The sequence below is a fragment of the Mycobacterium sp. SMC-19 genome (genome assembly GCF_045310815.1).
Lineage (GTDB): Bacteria > Actinomycetota > Actinomycetes > Mycobacteriales > Mycobacteriaceae > Mycobacterium.
Window position 1 is genome coordinate 32,848 of sequence record NZ_JBJIAM010000005.1, and the last position, 18,168, is coordinate 51,015.

Consider the following 18,168-nt stretch of genomic DNA (forward strand, 5'->3'; position numbering starts at 1 on the left):
CTCGGCTTTCTCATCAATTGGGGATCCACGCGGGCAGCTGCGGACCGCCATCGGGAGTGGGCAAGGTGTAGGGCGGATAGACCGGAGGCGGCTCCAGGGTCGCCAGCGGGTCGTGGCCCGGGGGCGGCCCGGCGGTGTCATCACCGGGCGGGCGTGGCGCATTGCGGGCGCCGCGAACGAGCAGCGACGGGTCGTCGTCGGGGCAGTAGGTGTAGCGGTAGGGGGCAGGGAAATTCACCGCCGACGGCGGCTTGCGGGGCAGGTCGTAGTCGCAGCGATGCCTGGGGTAGATGTCGGCGATCACCCAGATGCCGCCGTCGTGCACGGTGCCGGCCAGGCGATCCACCAGCGAGCCGTGGTCGGGACGCCACAGGTCCTGTAGGGCGGGCACCCGCAGGAAGAAGATCTGCGACAGGGTGGTCAGATTGCCCAGCAGCGCGTAGACGTTCTCGCGGTTGTCGCCGATGAAGCTGTCGACCTGTCCCAGTTCGGTGCCGCCGAGTTCGACCAGGGTGCGGAATCCGCCGTCCATGGTGTTGACGCCGCCGAGGATCTGTTGCAGATCCATGCTGGTGCCGCTCAATCCCGGGGCGACGTCACTGAAGGTGGTGAACGTGATCCGGGTATTACGCAGCATGCTGACCGTCTCGGGCAGTACGCCGTCGAGGGTCGAGGCGAGTAGCACCGTGCCGTCCAACAGGGCGGACAGTTTCTTGCCGCCGTCCGGGCTGACCCGAAGCTCGTCGAAGACCGCCGTCAGCTTCTCGGCGTCGACCTGGCCCAGGGCCCCACGGCTGTCGTCGATGATCTGGGGCAGTGACACCGGCACGCTGGTCTGCTCCTGGCCGATGAGCGAGCCGTTGGTGAGGTAGGGGCCGTTCTCGTGCTCGGGGCGAAAGTCCAGGTATTGCTCACCGGCGACCGACAGTCCGGCCACCCGCACCCGGGTGTCCCGCGGGATGGACCGATCGGCCCGCAGCGCGACGACGGCCTCGGCTCCCGCCGCGGTCAGGTGCACATCGGTGACCCGGCCGATCGGGATGCCCCGCAACGTCACGTCTTGATTGACCAGCAGTCCGCCGGACTGCGGAAGTAGAACCCGGACCGAGATCGTCTTCTGCGCGGGGTTGATCCCGACCCCGAAGATCGTCACGTATGCCGCGGCCACCACCGTGGTCAGCGCCAATCCGATGCCGGACAACAGAATGCGCCGGCGGTGGCCGGCCTGTACCAGCCACACGCCCAGCCGGGCGAACAGGTCGAGCAGGTCGAGGAAGGGTCTCATCGCTGCGGTCCGTAGATCCGGGAGAGCAGCATGTTCCACTCGTAGCGGAGGTCGCCGATTATCAGATGCCAGTCGGTGCCGTCGGTCCAGTGGAATTCGGGATCGCCCGGGTAGTTCTTGTCGGGCCAGGGCACCAGGGTGATCTTGTCGATTTCTCCCTTGGTGTGCGCGGCGGTGCCGTTGAAGGTCTTCATCAAGATGCCCAGGAACCGGTTGAACGGCATCAGCGACAGCTCGGGGTCGACGGCGATCTCGTTGAACACTCCCGCCATTTTGTTCAGATCGGCGGTCAGGCTCCGGGTATCGGTGCCTTGCAGAGACGGGAAGCGGGACAGCTGACGGGTGATCCGCGCTCCGGTGTCGACCAGGTCGATCAGATCGGAGGTGTTGTCGGAGATGACGTTGAGGGCGGGCGCCAGGCGGGTGAGGGCATCGTCGAAGGTGTTCTGGCGCGCGGACATAGTCGCGGCCAGCTCCGAGGATCTCCGCAGCGTCAGATCCAACTGCTGCGACCGGGCGCTCATTCGGGACAACAGGGTCGCGGTCTGGTCCAGTAGCAGGCCGAGCTTCTCGCCTCGCCCGCCGACGGCCTTGCCCGCGCCGTTGAGCATGGACACCAGGTGGCGCACCGTGCCGCCGTTGACCAGCATCGCCATCGAGCTGATCAGTTCTTCGATGGTGGGAGCGTTGGCGGTTGATTCCAGGGGCAGTAGCGAGCCGTCGTGCAGCAGCGGGGCGTCCTCGGGCCGTTTCTTGTCGGGCCAGATCTGAACGAAGATGTCGCCGAGTGGGGTGGCCGAGCGTAGTTCGGCGGTGCTGCCGGCATACAGCGGTACGGCCGATTTGATCCGCATGGTGACGTAGGCGTTGAAGTCCTGCGCCCGAATGGATTCCACCTCACCGATCTGCGCCCCGTATAGCCGCACCTTGGCCTTCTCCGGAAGGTTCAGGGCGTCGGAGAAGACCGCGGTGATGGTGTAGTACGGCCCGCCGCCGCCGGGCGCGGGCAGGGCCACACTCTCCAGGTCCAGGCCGCATCCGACCGTCAGCAGTGCGGTCGCGATCGCCAGCGCCGCACGAGCCCCACGCACCCATCTCGTCGACCGCATCATGGCTGCGCACCGATCCCGTCCTGCATCAGATCGAGCATGCTGCCCAGCCCGAAGTCCGGCCCGTAGTCCTGCGCCGTTCCGGTCGCGCATGCGAGCTGCTTGAGGCCCATCAGGTTGCAGACCTCCTTGCCGAACTGACTGTTGAACAAGGTCTTGCCGAGCAGCAGGTGCGATCGCAGGCTGCCCGCGTTCTCGTCGATGACGTTGTAGAAGTTGTCGACGAACAGCGGTCCCACATCGAGGATCTCGCGCAGGTCGCGTTCGTTGTCGGCGAGCGTGGTGGCGACCGTGCGAACACCGGAGAAGGCCTCTCGCAGCCGGTCGGAGTTGCCCTCGAGAAGCCGCGAGGTCTCGGCGAGCAGCCGATTGATCTTGGCTCCGGTGCTTCCGGCGCCCAGGTTCTCGGCGGCCAGGATGTCGCTGAGCTGGTGGATGTAGGAGCCGAATTCACGCAATGCGGCGTCGTTTCTCGACGCCGACTCGCTGAGCTCGGCGACGCCTGTGATGATCGTCTGAATGGTCTTCTTGCTGCGCGCGCCCTTGTCCGACCCGACGCGCAGGGCGTCAGAGAGCCGGCCCAGGGTTGCCTTGATCTCTGGGCCGTTGCCGACGGTGATCTGCGAGCCGAGCGCGACGAACTCGCCCAGCGGGCCCTGGTTGTTGTCGTCGCCGCGCAACGCGCTACCCAACTTGTCCATCATCGCCAGGGTCCGTTCGAACTCGACGGGTGTGCGGGTGCGGTCCAGGCTCAGCACGTCGCCGTTGCGCAGCTTGGGTCCGCCGCGATAGGCCGGGGTGAGCTCGACATGCCGGTCGGTGAGCACCGAGGAAGAGACGGTGACGGCTTCGGCGTCGGCCGGAATATCGACGCCGGCGTCGATTGCGAGCTTTACCTCGACGTAGCTGCCCTTGGGGGTGATGCTGGTGACCTTGCCGACGTCCATGCCCAGCACCGACACCCCGTTGCCGGTGTAAAGCCCAACCGCGTCCTGGAATTGGGCGGTAACCCGGATCTTGTGTAGGGACAGCCGCGGCAGGTCGGGGATCAACTGCGGCGCCACCGCGGCGCCGGTCACGGCCAACACGAGGGCGGCCGCACCGGCGAGCACGTAGAGCTTCACAGCGCGACTCATTCGCAGTCCTTGAAGTACTCGACCAGATTGAACTGCCTGGCGCGTCCGCTCAGGGCACACATCCAGGAGTCCACGAAGATGCCGGCCGGCAAGAAGACGTCGGCCGCATTACCGCTGCCGGTGGCGTTGGCGAAGTTGCGTAGCGCGACCGGGGTCGACTGCAGGAAGCTGCGCAGCAATGCGTCGTGATCGGCGGTCATCTTCATGAACTCATCGAAGTCGCGGATCATCTGGTTGACGGCCGTCTCATCGCGCAGGATTCCGTGGGTGCGGTCGACCAGTAGTGTGGCGCTGGCGAACAGTTGCTGCACGGCCGCACGGCGGGTGGCGATCTCGCGCAGCACATCACGGCCCTGCAGGACCAGGGCGCCGAGGTTGGCCCGCTGGCCGCGCAGCATGGTGGTGAGCGTTTCGGTGTTGGTCAGCAGCGTGCCGAGCTGCTCGCGGCGATCAGCGAGGATGTCGGCCATCGCCTGCAGGTTGGTCAGCGCCTGCGGCAGTTCCTCGGCCACCCCACCGAGATTGGCGTTGAGCACGTTCAGCGAGTCGACGAACCGGTTGGCGTCCACCGGCCCCAGGGTGCGCGTCGCCCCGGCGAGGGTGCGTTGCAGATCGTAGGGAACCTGGGTGTGCGCCAGGGTGATCGTTCGATTCTGCAGCTGTCCGGTGCCGGCCGGTGACAGTTCGAGATAGCGCGACCCCAAGATGGTGGTCAGTTTGATCGCGGCGCGGGTGTCGGCGCCCAGCGGTACGCCGCGCTCGACGTTGAATCCGACCACCACGTGGTCGCCGGCGAGCTTGACGCGTTCAACGGTGCCGACCTTGACGCCGGCGATAGTCACCACGGCGCCGGAGCGGATCTGGGCTGCCTGGGCGAATTGTCCTTGGTAGCGGGTCTTTCCGATGCCCAGGCCCGAGTAGACGACGGTGGCCGTGAGCACGGCGACGATGATCACGATCGAGATGACGCCCATCCAGGGTCGGCTGAACGATTCGATGGGGCGTCTGAGCGCGGTGGGGATCAGGTTCATCGGCACGCCGCCGAATGCTGGTGGGCGAGGCCTTCGCTGGCGGTGGCCGCGCCGACGAAGGCCCGGAACCAGTGGAACAGGCCGCGCCACAGGCCGAAGTCCAGTTCGCAGGCGTAGACGTCGCTGTAGGTGCCGCTCTGGGTGATCCGGGCCAGCCCCTGCAGCACGTACGGGAGGTTGGCCGCCATGTAGGCGAAGCGTTCGCGGCCGTCGTTGACCCCGTAGTTGAGCAGGCCGGGCTGGCGCGCGATGAACTCTTCGAGATCCGGGGTGATGTTGTCGACGATGGTGGACAGTCGCGCCATGGTGGCGTTGATCGAGCCCACCGAGTCGACCAACGGTTCACGGTGATTCGCCAGCGTGACCATGGTGTCGCGCGACTGGCGGATCATGTTCTCCATGTTGGTGCTCTGTTTGGCCAGATCGGTCATCAGCTGATTGAGGGTTGTGATGAGTGTGCTGAGCACTTCGTCCGGGCCGGCAAAGGTTTCGGCCATCTGCGAGGCCTGGGTGATCAACGTCAGCATGGAGGCGTGATTGCCTTGCAGGGCCAGAACTGTCGCGTTGCTGATGTTGTCCACCTGTTCGGGGTCCAGCTCGGCGAACAGGGGCTCGAATCCGTTCAGCATGTAGGAGACGTCCAGTGATGGGTTGGTGCGTTCGATCGGTATTTGGCCGTGGTTGGGCAGGATCTCGTGATTGTCGCCGGGCCCTTGAGCCAGTCCGAGATAGCGCTGCCCGATGATGCTCTGGTAGGTCACCGAGGCAATCGTGTTCCGGTAGAGCTGCTGGCTGCGTTGCACGCGGAACTGCACTTGGGCCGCGGTGCCGTGCAGTTTCACCCGGTCGACCCGCCCGACCCGCACCCCGGCGACGCGCACATCGTCGCCCGGCGCCATGCCGGACGCGTCACTGAAGATCGCCGAGTAACTGTAAGTGGGCCCGGCGATGTCGCGGCGCAACGTGTTGTAAACCATCCAGGTGACCGTCAGGGCGAAGCTGGTGAAGATGGCCATGCCGATCACCGATTTAGAACGACTCCTCACCGGCCACCTTCTTTCACGATTTGGCTCAGGCGCACCGTGCTGCCCCGCAACAGCGGTGCCAGCAGCAGCACCGTGGGGGTGTCGGAACGCCCGGTGATCCGGCTGATCTGCAGCTTTTCCTGCGGACTGCCCACCACGCCGACGTTGCCGCCGATGACCGCGCCCGCCGGCGCGGCGGTGGGGACTTCCGCCGGCGGTGGTCCGGGCGGCGGGGGGATCGGTGGTCCCTGCGGATCGCCGGGCATCGAGTGCCGGGGTGGGGTGAGGTTCGGCCGGTTCTCGGTCATGCCCGGGGTAGGGGAGACGCCCTGGGAACCCAACGCGGGAAAAAGGTCCGGGGCGGTGGGCACTTCCGGTGCGGTGGCGCAGCTCGGTCCGGCCAGCTCGCCATAGCGGGGGCAGTCGGCGCGGACGTAGGTGCGGCTGGGCGTCAGGGCGATGGCCGCCTTGACCTGAAGGAGCTTCTCGTTGGGATCCCAGATGACGTCGTAGACCCGGTTGGCCAGGGTCTGCAATTTGGTTGACACACCGTGGAATTCGCCGGCGTGATCCGCGATCACCCCGAGAGCGGGGGTGAACTGGCTGGTGATGGTGATCATCCGCTCGGTTTGGTTCTCCAGGGCGTTCGCCACCGTGGTCGCGGTGTCGGTTCCGCCGGTGAGCAGGCTGGACAGCTGCGGCCCCTTCTCGGCGATGGTGGCCATCGGCTGAATCGATCGGTCCAGGGCGTCGAACAGTTCCGGGGAGACGCGCTGTAGGCCCTCGGCCGCCGCCGACAGTGCCGACAGCGTGGTCGGATCGGCGTCGTCGGTGGCGACGACGGAGTTGAGTTGCGCCATAATCTCGTTCAGGTTGTGGCCAGTGTCGGTCAGCTCCTGGCCGCGGCCGTGGGTCGCGGTGCCCAGGGCGGCGATCACGCCGACAGTGGTGTCGTCGGGCCTGCGGCCCAGGGGGCTGATCAATTGGCGCAGCTTGTTCAGCACGTTCTGGAACAGCACGGTGGGCAGCGACTGGTCTTCGAGGACCACCGAACCCGACCGCAGATGGTCGGGGGCGGCACCGTTGTCGACCAACTGGATCGCGGAGACGGCGAACAGGTTGGCTGGCACGACGCGTGCGGTGACGGTGCTGGGGATCTTGGCCGCGTGTTCGGGTTTGAGCACGACGTGGACTTCGTTGGGCAGTCCGTGGGTGGAGGGCGTGATGTCGGCGACCGAACCGACCAGAAGTTCGTGGTATTTCACGTCGGAGCGCGGCGGCAGCCCATCGCCGATGTTGGACAGCCGCACATCGATGCGGACCAGGTTGTCCAGCTTGCCCTGGGATTTGGCGACCATCAGCGTCGCGGTCACGACGGCGATGACGATGAAGACGACGCCCAGCACGAATACCCGAAGGTTGGAGGGCCCGCGCGGATCGCTGTCGAACGAGTTCGGCATCGCCTAACCTCCGAACCTGGCGCCGGATTCGACACCCCACAGCGCCATGGTCAGGAACATGTTCACCACGACCACGGCGGTGACGCTGGTGCGCATCGCGCGTCCGGCGGCGACACCGACGCCTGCCGGTCCGCCCGAGGCGATAAAGCCGTAGTAGCTCTGGATGGTCGAGGACACGAACACGAAGACGGTGGCCTTGAACGTCGCGTACAGCACGTCGCGGCCGTTGACGAACAGCGAAAAGTAGTGCAGGTAGGACCCGTTGGATTGCCCGGAGATCAGGATGACCGAGAACTGACAGGACAGGTAGGCGATACCCAACGCCACCAGGAACAGCGGCACCACCGCGATCACCGAGGCGACGGCCCGGGTGGTGACCAGGAACGGGATCGGGTTGATCGCCATCGCTTCCAGCGAATCGATCTCCTCGTTGATCCGCATCGCTCCGAGTTGGGCAGTGAACCGGCAACCGGCCTGGGCGATGAACGCCATTCCCACCATGATCGGGGCGAGTTCGCGAGTGGTGGCGAATGACGAGATCAGGCCGGTGGCCGGCCCCAAACCCAGCAGGTCCAGGACGTTGTAGCCCTCGACGGCAACCAGTGCGCCGGCGATCGCCCCGAGTGCCAGGGCGACCGCGATGGTGCCACCGCCGACGACGATCGACCCGTTGCCCCAGGCGATATCGGATAGCAGTCGCAGCATCTCGCGCCGGTAGTGCCGGAGCATGGTCGGGATGGATGCGAGCGTGCGCCCGAAGAAATGCACCAAGTGACCGGCGCGGGCCACGGCCACGAAGACCCCGCTGAACAGGCCGGTGATCGGTCGCAGCCCGGGGATCTCAAAGACGCTGGGAATGACCATGGTTACAGCGCCTGCCTGGGGAACAGGATCACGTAAAGCTGGCTCATCACGACGTTGACGAACATCAACAGCAGGATGGACTCCACCACTGCGGCGTTCACCGAGTTGGCGACTCCAGCCGGCCCACCGTGGCTGTCGAGGCCCTTCTGGCAGCTCACGATCGCGACGATCATCCCGAAGACGATGGATTTGGCGAATGCCAGCCACATGTCGCCGACGTCGGAGAACGAGGAGAACGTCGCGATGAACGAGCCCGCGGTCCCGTTCTGCAGGAACACGTTGAAGATGTAGCCGGCGACGTAGCCGACGAAAAACGTGATGCCGGTGAGTAGTACGCCGACGGTCATCAGCGCGGCCAGCCGGGGAACCACCAGGCGCCGTACCGGGGAGACCCCCATGACCTCCATGGCCTGGATCTCTTCGCGCATGGTCCGCGATCCCAGGTCGGCGCAGACCGCGGAGCCCACAGCCACCGCCAGGAGCATCGCGGCGACCAGGGGCGCGGCCTGACGGATGATCACCAATCCGGTGGCCGCACCGGCGAGTGAGGAGGCGCCGACTTGGCCGGCCAGCACGCTGAACTGGATCGAGAGCGTCACGCCCACCGGGATGGTGACGAAAACCGTTGGCAGAAACGCGGCATTGGCTACGAACGCCGTCTGGTCGATGAAGTCGCCGACCAGGAAGCGTCCGCGGAACAGGTCGACGAACAGGTACTGGATGGCCCGGACCCCGAGCACCACCTGGCTGCCGCCGGTGCCCAGTGACTGGACCGGGTGGTTCTTCAGGTACTGCAGGAGCCAATCGACCACGGCCCGTAGGCCCGGCCGGCCGGCCATCTGTTGATCAGCGAGGTGAATCAGGCGACGGGTGGATTCCGATACAGACATCGGGTCACTGCATGCAGACGTTGGCGACCAACAGCACCGGCCACGACACGATCGATCCGAGGAAGGACACCACCAGGTCCGCGCCCTGCATGTCGTGCAGGTGCGCGGTGTGGGTCAACGACCAGATCAGCCCGATGATCAGGTAGGGCGTACCGAGGATCAGGCCCAGCCCGATCAGTTCTCCGACGCTCATCCGATAGCTCAGTAGACGACCTATGCCGTCGACGATTCCAGGCATCCGTAGTCTCTCCCGACTCTGTGGTCCCGCCGGGGGCGGCGGGGGATGTGATGCAGGACTCAATTGGCGCTGTGCGAGCAGCATGCCACGGAGGGTTCGGGCCTGCAAGAGAAAAGTTAATTTTGCTTTCCCGTTTTGCCGGATCCCCGGGACCCGAGGGATTGGCTACCGCGGCAGGCGGAGCGGCTTTCCGCGCGCGATTCGGCACAGGTAAACCGGCCTTGAACTGGGTGCATAGCGCCAGGATTGGGCCGAGGCGGGTGGTGCGACGGGTTTGCGGAGCGGCGACGCCGATCCGGCAGGAGGGGGATTTTGTTAATTTACGTTACCCCCTGATTCTGGGCAGCCGATCCTGGTTCCGGCGCCGGCAACAGGTGATTTGGTGCCCAGGCCATCGTTCGGTAATCTCATAGATACCGACGCGGGGTGGAGCAGCTCGGTAGCTCGCTGGGCTCATAACCCAGAGGTCGCAGGTTCGAATCCTGTCCCCGCTACTAATGTGATGTCGTAGGACATCGGAATGGCCGCGGACCTACTCTGGGTCTGCGGTTTTTTCTTTTGGGGCCTTGGGGCGCCGGTGGGTTGGTAGCCCCTGGTGGGTTCGAGGGCGAAGTCGCGTAGGACTTTGCCGGTGGCGGCGTTGATGACTCGGGCGCGGTGTCACTGATCCGGCCTTGTCGACGATGTCAGCTCGCATCCGGTCGTGGGGTGGTGGCGTCGGTGGGCGGTCCCCGGCGTTGCGATGGGCGTCGTGTCGCAGAGCGTCGCCGAGGTGGCCCCTTTCGGCAGGTATCGGTGCCGCTCTGAACTGCCGGGGCAGGTTTTCTGTTGCGGCGCCGTGGTCATGACCGAGATTCTTGGCGCCATCCGTCGTGCACGCGTGTCACGGACGGAAGCCCAGCGCATAGACAACAAAAAAGGCTGTCGCAGCTTGCGCTGCGACAGCCTTTTGAAGTCTGCGTGTTCGATTAGATTACCGAAACGCCCACAGCCTGTGGACCTTTCGCACCCTGCTGTACCTCAAACTGAACCCGAGCGTTCTCTTCGAGCGTGCGGAATCCGCCGCCACCGATCTCAGAGTAGTGAACGAAGACGTCAGGCGCTCCGCCATCGGGGGCGATGAAGCCGAAGCCCTTTTCGCCGTTGAACCATTTCACAGTGCCCTGTGCCATTACTTAACTTCTCTCATTTTTCCAAGCGCATCAAGAAAGATGTGCGTAACTGACGGTAGCACGGACTTCCGGGGGGGCGCGGTCCACTGATAAACAACGAGCAGGGCGTGAATTCCCTTGCTTCGACATTCTGTTCACCGCCCACCATGGTGAACCGAAAGGGCAGACGCTCGCGACGGCCACCGTCGCCCATGCCGGTTTCGGAGCGCGGTTCGACTCTTAGCGCAGTGAACTCGGCCATATCGGCCAGGGTCGGCTGCTGCCGGGTCTTGTTCCGGCGCAATGATGATCATTGGCGCCTAGGGTTCATCTGACGCGCATTGCCCGCGTTCGAGATCGGTGAAGGTAATCACCTCTCCGCGGTCGATCGACACCCAGTCCCGCGCTTCCAAATACGGTCGGAACGTCTCGGCAATGCGCTGTTCGTCGGCGGGCGTCTTCGGCCGTTGGAGTTCGTAGAGATGCGGAAACTCGGTCCAGCCGACAAGGACGTCCCATAGTCGCAGGGCAGCGTCGCCGGTGGGCGGATCGATGAGCACCGGCCCGAAAAGGCATTGCCCGTCGGGAAAGAACAGCGTGGGCACGCCGTAGCCGCCGGCGGCAACCACCCGCTCATGGTCGGCCAGTACCTCGTCGCTGGTCGTCGGGTCGGCGATCGCCCGGTCGACGAGTCCGGGGTCGAATCCGAGTTCTGCCAGCAGATGGTGGGCGACCGCCTTCTCGTGCGGCTTGCGGCCCTCAACGTGCAAGGCGCGGCCGGCGCGCTCGTACCAGGCATCGACGTCGGCCATCGATTGGCGACGCAGCAGTGCCCCGATGCGCATCATCGACCAGCCGTAGGACCACTCGCGTTCCCAGGGATGCTTCTTGCCGTCTTGGCGATTGATCTCCTCCAGGCTGAAGAAGCGCCAGTTCACCGTCAGGCCCGTCAGGTCGCGGACCTCCCGGATCCACCGCGAAGTCTGGTAGGCGTACGGGCACATAACATCGAAGTGGAAGTCCACCGAATCCGGGCGACTGGTCACATCGTGAACCTCAGATTGCGGGCGGCGCGGTCGCCGAGTTCGCTATCGCCCGTCCAGGTGACGGCGCCGGAGTCGATCTGGGCCTGCGGGTCGACGCGCCCGCACGCCAGTTGGATGAAGGTCGTGGAATCGGTGGCCACCGTTACATCCGGATTATCTAGGTGGTCAACAGCTTTGGCTCGGCCATCCACAGCGACATGCAACTGGCGCGTGATGGGTCCGGTGAGGTCGAAGGTGATGCTCTTTGCGTCGGGAAGACCCACCTTCTTGCCCACGATGTAGCCCAAGGAGCCGGCTACCTCGGCTAGTGCGATTTCGGCTCCCAGGCCGGTGTCGTCGGTTGTGCGCCCCAGCGGGGTGGTGATGTCTCGTTCGTGTACCCAGAAGTCGAAGACCCGGATCTCCAGAAACCGCCCGTAGGTGGCGGGGCCGACCGGAGTCCACGACGGCCGCATCAGATCCGCGTCGGACAACGCGGCCAGGTCGCGTCGGCGACGGTCATAGATCCCGCGCACCAGTTCGCGGTACGCCGCGCGGTCGGTGTCGGTGTCGGCGTCGCGCAGAAAATCGGCGGCCTTCTCGAACGGCGGCGGGGTGCGATCGTCGTCGGGCAGCCACCCCACCAGCACCGCTTCGATACTGGTGACGTGGTTGATCACGTCCTGGACCGTCCAGTCCGGGCACAGTGACTGAGCCGCCCACTCGGCGTCGCTGAGATCGGCGCACAGGGCTTCGATCGCGTCGTAGCAAGACCGCAGCGCGGTGGCGATCCTGTCCACCCTGTCGGGTTCCGGTGTCTTCAATGCCGTCTACTCCTTCGCGGCCAGGACTCCCTACGAGCATCGGACACGCACGAGCAGATATCAAGGAAATGGCGAGGCCCGCCGTCAAATTACCCACGGCGCAACCAGCGTCATCGCCCCCAGCACCGCCAACCCGATGAAGAACGCCACGATGGTAAAGCCCATCACCTGGCGGACATTGAGCTTCGCGATCGCCAGCAGGGGCAGCAGCCAGAACGGCTGAATCATGTTCGCAACCCCCTCGCCGACGGCCACGGCCATGGACACCAACCCGAGATAGGCAGGTGACTGCTGGCCGATCGCCAGGGCGGAGTCGACGGCTATCGGGCCCTGCACCGCCCAGTGTCCGCCGCCGGACGGCACGAACAGGCTGATGATCACCGAGCCGATGAATGTCAGGAACGGCAAGGTGTATTCCGTGGCGCCATTGACCAGCATCTGGGCCAACAGCGTCTGCAGCGGCTTGGACCCCTCGGCGCCGGTGTACGCCAGTAGCCCCACCAGTCCGCCGTAGAGCGGATACTGCAGCAGCAGGGGGCCCGATACATTGGCCGCACCGGTGAACGGGCGGATGAAGCGGATCGGCGTGCGGTGCAACAGGGCGGCGGTGATGGTGAACAGCATGATCATCGAGGAGATGTTCAGCGCGAAACCACTGGCCACGAAATACGTGATGCCCGCCGCGAACAGCAGCACATTGAGGATCCACTGGTTCTCCAGCCATTCGGCGAACGTCGTGCTGCGCTGGTCGGCGATCTCCGGCTCTTCCTCGAACACCGCGGGATCCGGCGCAAGAGCATCAGCCGGCTCCATGCGCCACACCGCGAGCGCGAGCACCCCCAGCACGATGATCGCCGACAGCCAGCTGTACGGCTGAAAGATGGTCTGACTCAACGGCACCGTGAATCCGGCGATCTTATGGATTACGTTGATGGGGCTGCCGGCATCGGTGTTGGCCAGCGCGATCGAGGACGAGAGCCCCTGCGTCCAGACGATGAAACCCATGAACGCCGCGGCGATCAGATAGCCGAAATGCGAGTCGGGGAAACGCCGCGCCACCTGCCGGGCGACCAGTGCGCCGGCCACCAGCCCCAGGCCCCAGTTCAGCAGGGACGCAGCGGCACTGACGGTAAAGCAGAGCAGCGCCCCCTGCACCTGGCTGCGCGGCAGCGCCGCGATGCGGACGATGGCCCGCTTCAGCACGGGCGCCTCGGCCAGCGTGTAGCCGGTCACCAGAATCAGCACCATCTGGAAGGCGAAGGTGAAGATGTTCTGCTGGCCCCACACCCCGGCGTACCACGCGTGCAGCATGCCGCCGGCCGACGCTCCGCGCACCAATGCAGCGACCAGCCCGGCGACGATCAACGTGAGGATCACCGCGAACAGATACGGGTCGGGCATCAGGCGCTCGACGTAGCGGACACTGAGCCCGGTGAGCGACTGCATGACGCCTCGGCGTGGTGTCGGTCGCTCGGTGATCACGCCATCTGCCCGCAGCTCGGTCATCGGGCCAGCCTCTCGTCTGAAAAACCGCTCGCACCGCGATCGCTCGTGCGTTGTGCCACGATAAATGGCGCGGCCGCTCGAGCCGGCGTTTTCAGCGCATGGTGGCGTGCAACGCGTCGGTCATCGCATCGATGGCGGCCTCGCGCTCCAGCGGCCAGCCGTCGACCAGCCACAGGTGCATGAACGAGTCGACCATGGTGTACATCATCGCGATGGCCAGCCGCAGTTGGTCCTCGGTGGCACCGGGCATGGCGTCGGCCTCGATCCACTCGGTGACGTTGGCCTCCATGGTCGCTCGGTGCGCCGCGGCGAACTCCGGATCGGCCGCCCGCGCCTGATGCAGTGCCATGTAGAGCTGGGGCGCGGAGGTGTAGAAGTCGACCACCTTCTCGAAGAAGGCCTTGATCGACGGCCGTCCCGCTCTGCCGCCGCGCGGGGCGTCCTGTTGGGACCAGACGGTCATCCGGGTATTGCGCAGTTCGCGCAGCACCGCTGCCTTGGAGTCGAAGTGCAGATAGAACGTCGCCCGCCCGATCCCGGCCCGGCGCACGATGTCGTCGATGGTCACCGCGACATAGCCGCGTTCGGCGAACGCCTCCAGCGCGGCGGCCATGATGTGGTCGCGGGTCATGGCGCGGTGCCGGTCGCGCATCGTGAGTCGCGGGGCGGTGGAGGTCATTTCAGGATCACCCCCTCCAACCGACCGGTAGAGCGCCACGCGCTCAGCATCTCGAAGAAATCGACCGGCTTGCCCCCGAAATTGGTCGACAGCATGCCGTGCGGATTCTCCCGATCGCCCTCGGAACTCAGGTAACTCGGCGTGCACTCGGCGTAGAAGGCCTTGGGCTTCTCCGACGCTTCGTCCATCGCGGCCAGCCACTGGTCCTCAGCGGTCTTGGTGGCCTCGATGGTGTCCGCGCCCCGCTGCACGAACGTGCCGACCAGGTAGGCGAAATGGCGGGCCCGCTCCTCGGCGGTGTGGGTGTAGTTGGGGGAGACCCCGGATTGGGTGTAGCCCAGGAAGAAGCAGTTGGGGAAACCGTGGGTCTGCAGGCCATGCAACGTCCGCATGCCTTTGGCCCACTTGTCGCTCAGGCGCACTTCGTCGCGGCCGACGATCTCGAAGCCGAGCCGACGGGTGAATTCGGTGCCCACCTCGAAACCGGTCGCGAAGACCAGCGCATCGAGTTCGTATTCGACCCCGTCGACCACGACGGCGGTCTCGGTGAACCGATCCACCCCGCGCCCGTCGGTGTCCACCAACTCGACGTTGTCCCGGTTGAACGTATCGAGGTACTGGTCGTGGTAGCCGGGGCGCTTGCAGTTCAGCCGATACCACGGCTTGAGCGATTCGGCGGTCTCGCGGTCGCGCACGGTGTCATCGATCCGCGCGCGCAACCGTTGCATCGCCACATAATCGGCGTGGAACAGGAAGTCGGCGATCTCCGCGGGAGTCATCTGGCGACCGAGGCGTTGAGTCTCGCGCAGCACCGCGGGCTCGCTCAGTTCCAGGGCCTTCTGCGTCCAGCCGTCATTGGTGAGGTCGAGGTCCATCTCCACCCCGCAGGTGACCCGGGTGAAGTTCTCCATGCGTTCGCGTTGCCAACCCGGCTGCAGGCTCGCCGCCCACGCCGGGTCGGTGGGCCGGTTGCCCCGCACCGCGACGGTGCTCGGGGTGCGCTGGAAGACGTAGAGCTGGCGTGCCCATTCCCCGAGGTGCGGGATGCACTGCAGCCCCGTCGAACCGGTGCCGATGACGCCGACGCGCTTGTCGGACAACTTGGTCAGCCCACCGGATTCGTCGCCGCCGGTGTAGCCGAAGTCCCAGCGGCTGGTGTGGAAGGTGTGCCCGCGGAACTCGTTGATGCCCGCGATACCCGGCAGTTTCGGTCGGGTGAGCGATCCGGGGGAGACGGCGACCAGCGTGGCGGTGAATGCGTCGCCGCGATCGGTGGTGATGTGCCACCGATTGGCCACGTCGTCCCAGCGCAGGCCGGTGACCGTGGTGCCCAGCAAGGCGTTGTCGTACAGGCGGTAGTGCTTGGCGATGTTCTGCAGGTGCTCGCGGATCTCCGGGCCGTGTGCGTAGCGCTCGGTGGGCACGTAGTTCAGCTCTTCGAGCAGCGGCAGATAGATGTAGGACTCGACATCGCACTGCACCCCGGGGTAGCGGTTCCAGTACCAGGTGCCGCCGAAGTCGCCGGCGGTGTCGATCATCCGGATGTCGCCGATCCCGGCTTCCTGCAGCCGCGCGGCGGCGATCAGGCTGCCCAGACCCGCGCCGATGATCGCCACCTGGACGTGGTCGTGCACCGGAAGGCGATCGATGCGCTGCGTCCACGGATCGTCGGCGTAGTGCGAGAAATCGGCGGTGACCTCGATGAACTGGCCCACGGCGTCGGGGCGCATCCGTTTGTCGCGTTCGAGCGCGTACTTCGCACGCACCCACTGCGGGTCGTACTTCGCCGGCTGCGGTCCCAGGGAGCTGGCCGTGGGTGGCATCGCCTCGTGCTCCTCGCGTCATCACGTCTCACTGGACATAGTGTCCAGTGAACAGACTAGGCGATAGCTGGCCAGACGCAACGTATATTGTCTCGGCCCCCGTTCGACGGGCCTCAGCGCGGAGCCACGGGCGCGGTTCGGAGTCCGGCGGCGATGTCGTCGAGCGCCCGGGCGGCGTCGTCGAAGGGCCAGCGGATGAACTCGTGGATCATGCCGGCATAGCGATTGACGGTGGTGGGAACTCCCGCTTGCTGGAGTCGGGCGCCGTACTGTTCGCCCTCGTCGCGCAGGGCGTCGTATTCAGCGGTGACGATGAGCGCCGGTGGAAGCTGGTCAAGAGCGGGGGCCAAAAGCGGTGAGACGTGAGCATCGAGTTTCTCGTGGCCGCCGTTGAGGTAGTGGTTCATGAACCATTGCTGGGTCGCCCGGCTGATGTTCCCGTACTTTCCCGCGAACTCTTGGATGGACACGTTCGATCGCCGAAAGTCCAAGTCCGGGTAGATCAATACCTGGTGTGCGATGGCCGGACCGCCGGCATCGCGTGCCATCAGCGCGACCACCGCGGCGAGGTTGCCGCCGGCGCTGTCACCGGCGACGGCAATGTTTGTGCCGTCGCCTCCGAATTCGGCGGCATTGACAGCTACCCACTGCGTCGCGGCGAAACCGGCATTGATCGCTGCCGGGTACTTGTGCTCCGGGGCCAGGGGATAGTCCACCGAGACGACGACACGACCGGAGCGATTGGCCAGCGCCCGGGCCAATCCGTCGTGGGTGTCCAGATCGCCGAGCACGAAGCCACCGCCATGGAAGAAGACGATCACGGGGCGCGGTTCGTCCGGCTGTGGATGGTAGATCCGAACCGGTAGCTCGCCGGCCGGCGTGGAAATGATTCGGTCGCGAACGCCTGCGACGGCTTCGCCGCTGCCGGCGGCTTGGGTCATCAGCCGCATGGCCTGGCGGACCTGCTCGGGGGTGAAGGTGTGCAGGTCGGCAAAGTTGCTGCCGGCCAGGCGTTCCAGATGGGCTTGGACCTGCGGATGTAGTGGCACGGCGCTCGGTGTCCTTTCCTCGGGGGCGGTTCGTCGCTAGTCTCTGACTTGAACCACGCTTCAAGTCAAGGGGATGGCGATGCTGGACATTGCGGAGGTGGCGAGTCGATCGGGCCTGGCGTCCTCGGCGCTGCGGTTCTACGAGCGGCGCGGGCTGATCAATTCGGGTGCACGCAACGGCCTTCGCCGCACCTACGAACCGGCGGTGCTCGACCGGCTCGCCCTCATCGGCTGTGCCAAAGCGGCCGGATTCACGCTGGCTCAGATCGAGCGGTTCTTGCGGGCCACACCCAGCGACACCGAGTTACGTGCGCGAATGGCCGAGAAAGCCCGCCAAGTCGATGACGAGATCGCCCGCCTCACCCGGATGCGGGACAGCCTCACGCACGCCGTGACCTGCACCCATACGCCTTTGGTGGAGTGCCCGGAGTTCAAGGCGCGCATCAGCGACACCTAGCAACTCGTCGTCTTCGCGGGGTGCCTCCCGCCGGTGCGCACTAGAGTCGGCTCCGTCGACAGGGGAGGTCACATGCCGTTCGAAGCGCATCCGGACCGACGCAAGATCGCCTCGCTGCTCGCTATCGCGGGGGCGTTCGTCCTGAGCGGGGTGTGGCTGGCCGGGGGATTCGGGCCGGTGGGGCCCATCCGTGGCTGGTCGCCGCAGGCCCTGCACGTCTTCGGGTGGATCGCGATCGGCTTTTTCGGGTTCGGTCTGGCGGTTCTCGTAGCGCGGTTGTTCTCTTCCGGGGCCGAGGTCCGCGTCGACGCCGAAGGGGTCTACGGGCGGCGCAGCGGCAACCGGGTGATTCCGTGGAGCGCCATCGAGCGCATCGCCACCGTGGACTCCGGCCGGGTGCAGCTGGCGTACCTGTTCCTCAACGACGCGTCCGAGTTCGCCGGCCGCAAGAGGCTGGGGGCCAAATCCTTTGGTCACGTAGTGCTGTCGTTGCAGGGCACCGACGGCAAACTCAGCGACATGCGTGCCGCGTTCGACTACTTCGCGCCGGGCAGGCGGGACGATTCCGGGGGCTAGTTGCGCATCCGCAGCACGACCGCGCCGGCCGTATGTGCTA

General features: G+C 65.7%; 18 protein-coding genes and 1 tRNA gene. 3 read left to right on the forward strand and 16 right to left on the reverse strand.

What is annotated here, in order from left to right:
* Positions 1-13: 13 nt before the first annotated feature.
* From ACJH5R_RS12335 to ACJH5R_RS12375, 9 genes are read right to left on the reverse strand one after another with little or no spacing between them, the layout of a single operon-like run.
* Positions 14-1,285, reverse strand: coding sequence for an MlaD family protein (locus ACJH5R_RS12335; RefSeq protein WP_406757587.1), 1,272 nt, complete (start codon positions 1,283-1,285; stop codon positions 14-16).
* Positions 1,282-2,397 (reverse strand): MlaD family protein, encoded by a 1,116-nt coding sequence (locus tag ACJH5R_RS12340; RefSeq protein ID WP_406782039.1) that lies wholly within the window; start codon positions 2,395-2,397, stop codon positions 1,282-1,284. Before ACJH5R_RS12340 ends, ACJH5R_RS12335 begins: the two co-directional genes overlap by 4 nt.
* Positions 2,394-3,530 carry an MCE family protein gene (locus tag ACJH5R_RS12345; RefSeq protein WP_406782040.1) on the reverse strand — a complete coding sequence of 379 codons (1,137 nt, stop codon included), beginning with the start codon at positions 3,528-3,530 and terminating at the stop codon, positions 2,394-2,396. The genes ACJH5R_RS12340 and ACJH5R_RS12345 overlap by 4 nt, the downstream gene beginning before the upstream one ends.
* Complete coding sequence (locus ACJH5R_RS12350; RefSeq protein ID WP_406757637.1) at positions 3,527-4,561, reverse strand: MCE family protein; 1,035 nt, start codon at positions 4,559-4,561, stop codon at positions 3,527-3,529. Before ACJH5R_RS12350 ends, ACJH5R_RS12345 begins: the two co-directional genes overlap by 4 nt.
* Positions 4,558-5,607: an MlaD family protein gene (locus ACJH5R_RS12355; RefSeq protein ID WP_406757584.1), complete on the reverse strand. Its 1,050-nt coding sequence runs from the start codon at positions 5,605-5,607 to the stop codon at positions 4,558-4,560. The genes ACJH5R_RS12350 and ACJH5R_RS12355 overlap by 4 nt, the downstream gene beginning before the upstream one ends.
* Positions 5,604-7,046, reverse strand: coding sequence for an MlaD family protein (locus tag ACJH5R_RS12360; RefSeq protein WP_406757583.1), 1,443 nt, complete (start codon positions 7,044-7,046; stop codon positions 5,604-5,606). The genes ACJH5R_RS12355 and ACJH5R_RS12360 overlap by 4 nt, the downstream gene beginning before the upstream one ends.
* A 3-nt stretch (positions 7,047-7,049) precedes the next feature.
* Complete coding sequence (locus ACJH5R_RS12365) at positions 7,050-7,910, reverse strand: ABC transporter permease (protein ID WP_406757582.1); 861 nt, start codon at positions 7,908-7,910, stop codon at positions 7,050-7,052.
* A 2-nt stretch (positions 7,911-7,912) separates the two neighbouring features.
* Positions 7,913-8,749: an MlaE family ABC transporter permease gene (locus ACJH5R_RS12370; protein ID WP_406782203.1), complete on the reverse strand. Its 837-nt coding sequence runs from the start codon at positions 8,747-8,749 to the stop codon at positions 7,913-7,915.
* 55 nt (positions 8,750-8,804) lie between these two features.
* The gene (locus ACJH5R_RS12375; protein ID WP_406757581.1) at positions 8,805-9,038 is read right to left on the reverse strand and encodes a hypothetical protein; all 234 of its coding nucleotides are present in this window, start codon (positions 9,036-9,038) and stop codon (positions 8,805-8,807) included.
* Positions 9,039-9,458: 420 nt separating this feature from the next.
* On the opposite strand from ACJH5R_RS12375, the gene ACJH5R_RS12380 reads away from it, so the two are divergent.
* A tRNA-Met gene (locus ACJH5R_RS12380) sits at positions 9,459-9,532 on the forward strand.
* Positions 9,533-10,006: 474 nt separating this feature from the next.
* Here the strand turns inward: ACJH5R_RS12380 and ACJH5R_RS12385 are convergent.
* From ACJH5R_RS12385 to ACJH5R_RS12415, 7 genes are all read right to left on the reverse strand, one after another.
* Positions 10,007-10,210, reverse strand: coding sequence for a cold-shock protein (locus tag ACJH5R_RS12385; protein WP_406757580.1), 204 nt, complete (start codon positions 10,208-10,210; stop codon positions 10,007-10,009).
* A 299-nt stretch (positions 10,211-10,509) separates the two neighbouring features.
* Positions 10,510-11,235, reverse strand: coding sequence for a DsbA family protein (locus ACJH5R_RS12390; protein WP_406757579.1), 726 nt, complete (start codon positions 11,233-11,235; stop codon positions 10,510-10,512).
* The gene (locus ACJH5R_RS12395; protein ID WP_406757578.1) at positions 11,232-12,038 is read right to left on the reverse strand and encodes a maleylpyruvate isomerase family mycothiol-dependent enzyme; all 807 of its coding nucleotides are present in this window, start codon (positions 12,036-12,038) and stop codon (positions 11,232-11,234) included. Before ACJH5R_RS12395 ends, ACJH5R_RS12390 begins: the two co-directional genes overlap by 4 nt.
* Before the next feature lie 84 nt (positions 12,039-12,122).
* Positions 12,123-13,544, reverse strand: coding sequence for a TIGR00366 family protein (locus ACJH5R_RS12400; protein ID WP_406782041.1), 1,422 nt, complete (start codon positions 13,542-13,544; stop codon positions 12,123-12,125).
* Between the two features lie 91 nt (positions 13,545-13,635).
* Positions 13,636-14,223 (reverse strand): TetR/AcrR family transcriptional regulator, encoded by a 588-nt coding sequence (locus tag ACJH5R_RS12405; protein ID WP_406757576.1) that lies wholly within the window; start codon positions 14,221-14,223, stop codon positions 13,636-13,638.
* Positions 14,220-16,046 carry a flavin-containing monooxygenase gene (locus ACJH5R_RS12410; RefSeq protein WP_406757575.1) on the reverse strand — a complete coding sequence of 609 codons (1,827 nt, stop codon included), beginning with the start codon at positions 16,044-16,046 and terminating at the stop codon, positions 14,220-14,222. Before ACJH5R_RS12410 ends, ACJH5R_RS12405 begins: the two co-directional genes overlap by 4 nt.
* A gap of 113 nt (positions 16,047-16,159) precedes the next feature.
* Entirely contained in the window at positions 16,160-17,095 is a 936-nt protein-coding gene (locus tag ACJH5R_RS12415; RefSeq protein WP_406782042.1) for an alpha/beta hydrolase, read from the reverse strand.
* 79 nt (positions 17,096-17,174) lie between these two features.
* Between ACJH5R_RS12415 and ACJH5R_RS12420 the strand changes: the two genes are divergently transcribed.
* Both ACJH5R_RS12420 and ACJH5R_RS12425 read left to right on the forward strand, forming a co-directional pair.
* Positions 17,175-17,552 (forward strand): MerR family transcriptional regulator, encoded by a 378-nt coding sequence (locus ACJH5R_RS12420; protein ID WP_406757573.1) that lies wholly within the window; start codon positions 17,175-17,177, stop codon positions 17,550-17,552.
* A 72-nt stretch (positions 17,553-17,624) separates the two neighbouring features.
* On the forward strand, positions 17,625-18,128 hold the full coding sequence (locus ACJH5R_RS12425) for an STM3941 family protein (RefSeq protein WP_406757572.1): 504 nt from the start codon (positions 17,625-17,627) through the stop codon (positions 18,126-18,128).
* Positions 18,129-18,168 lie beyond the last annotated feature (40 nt).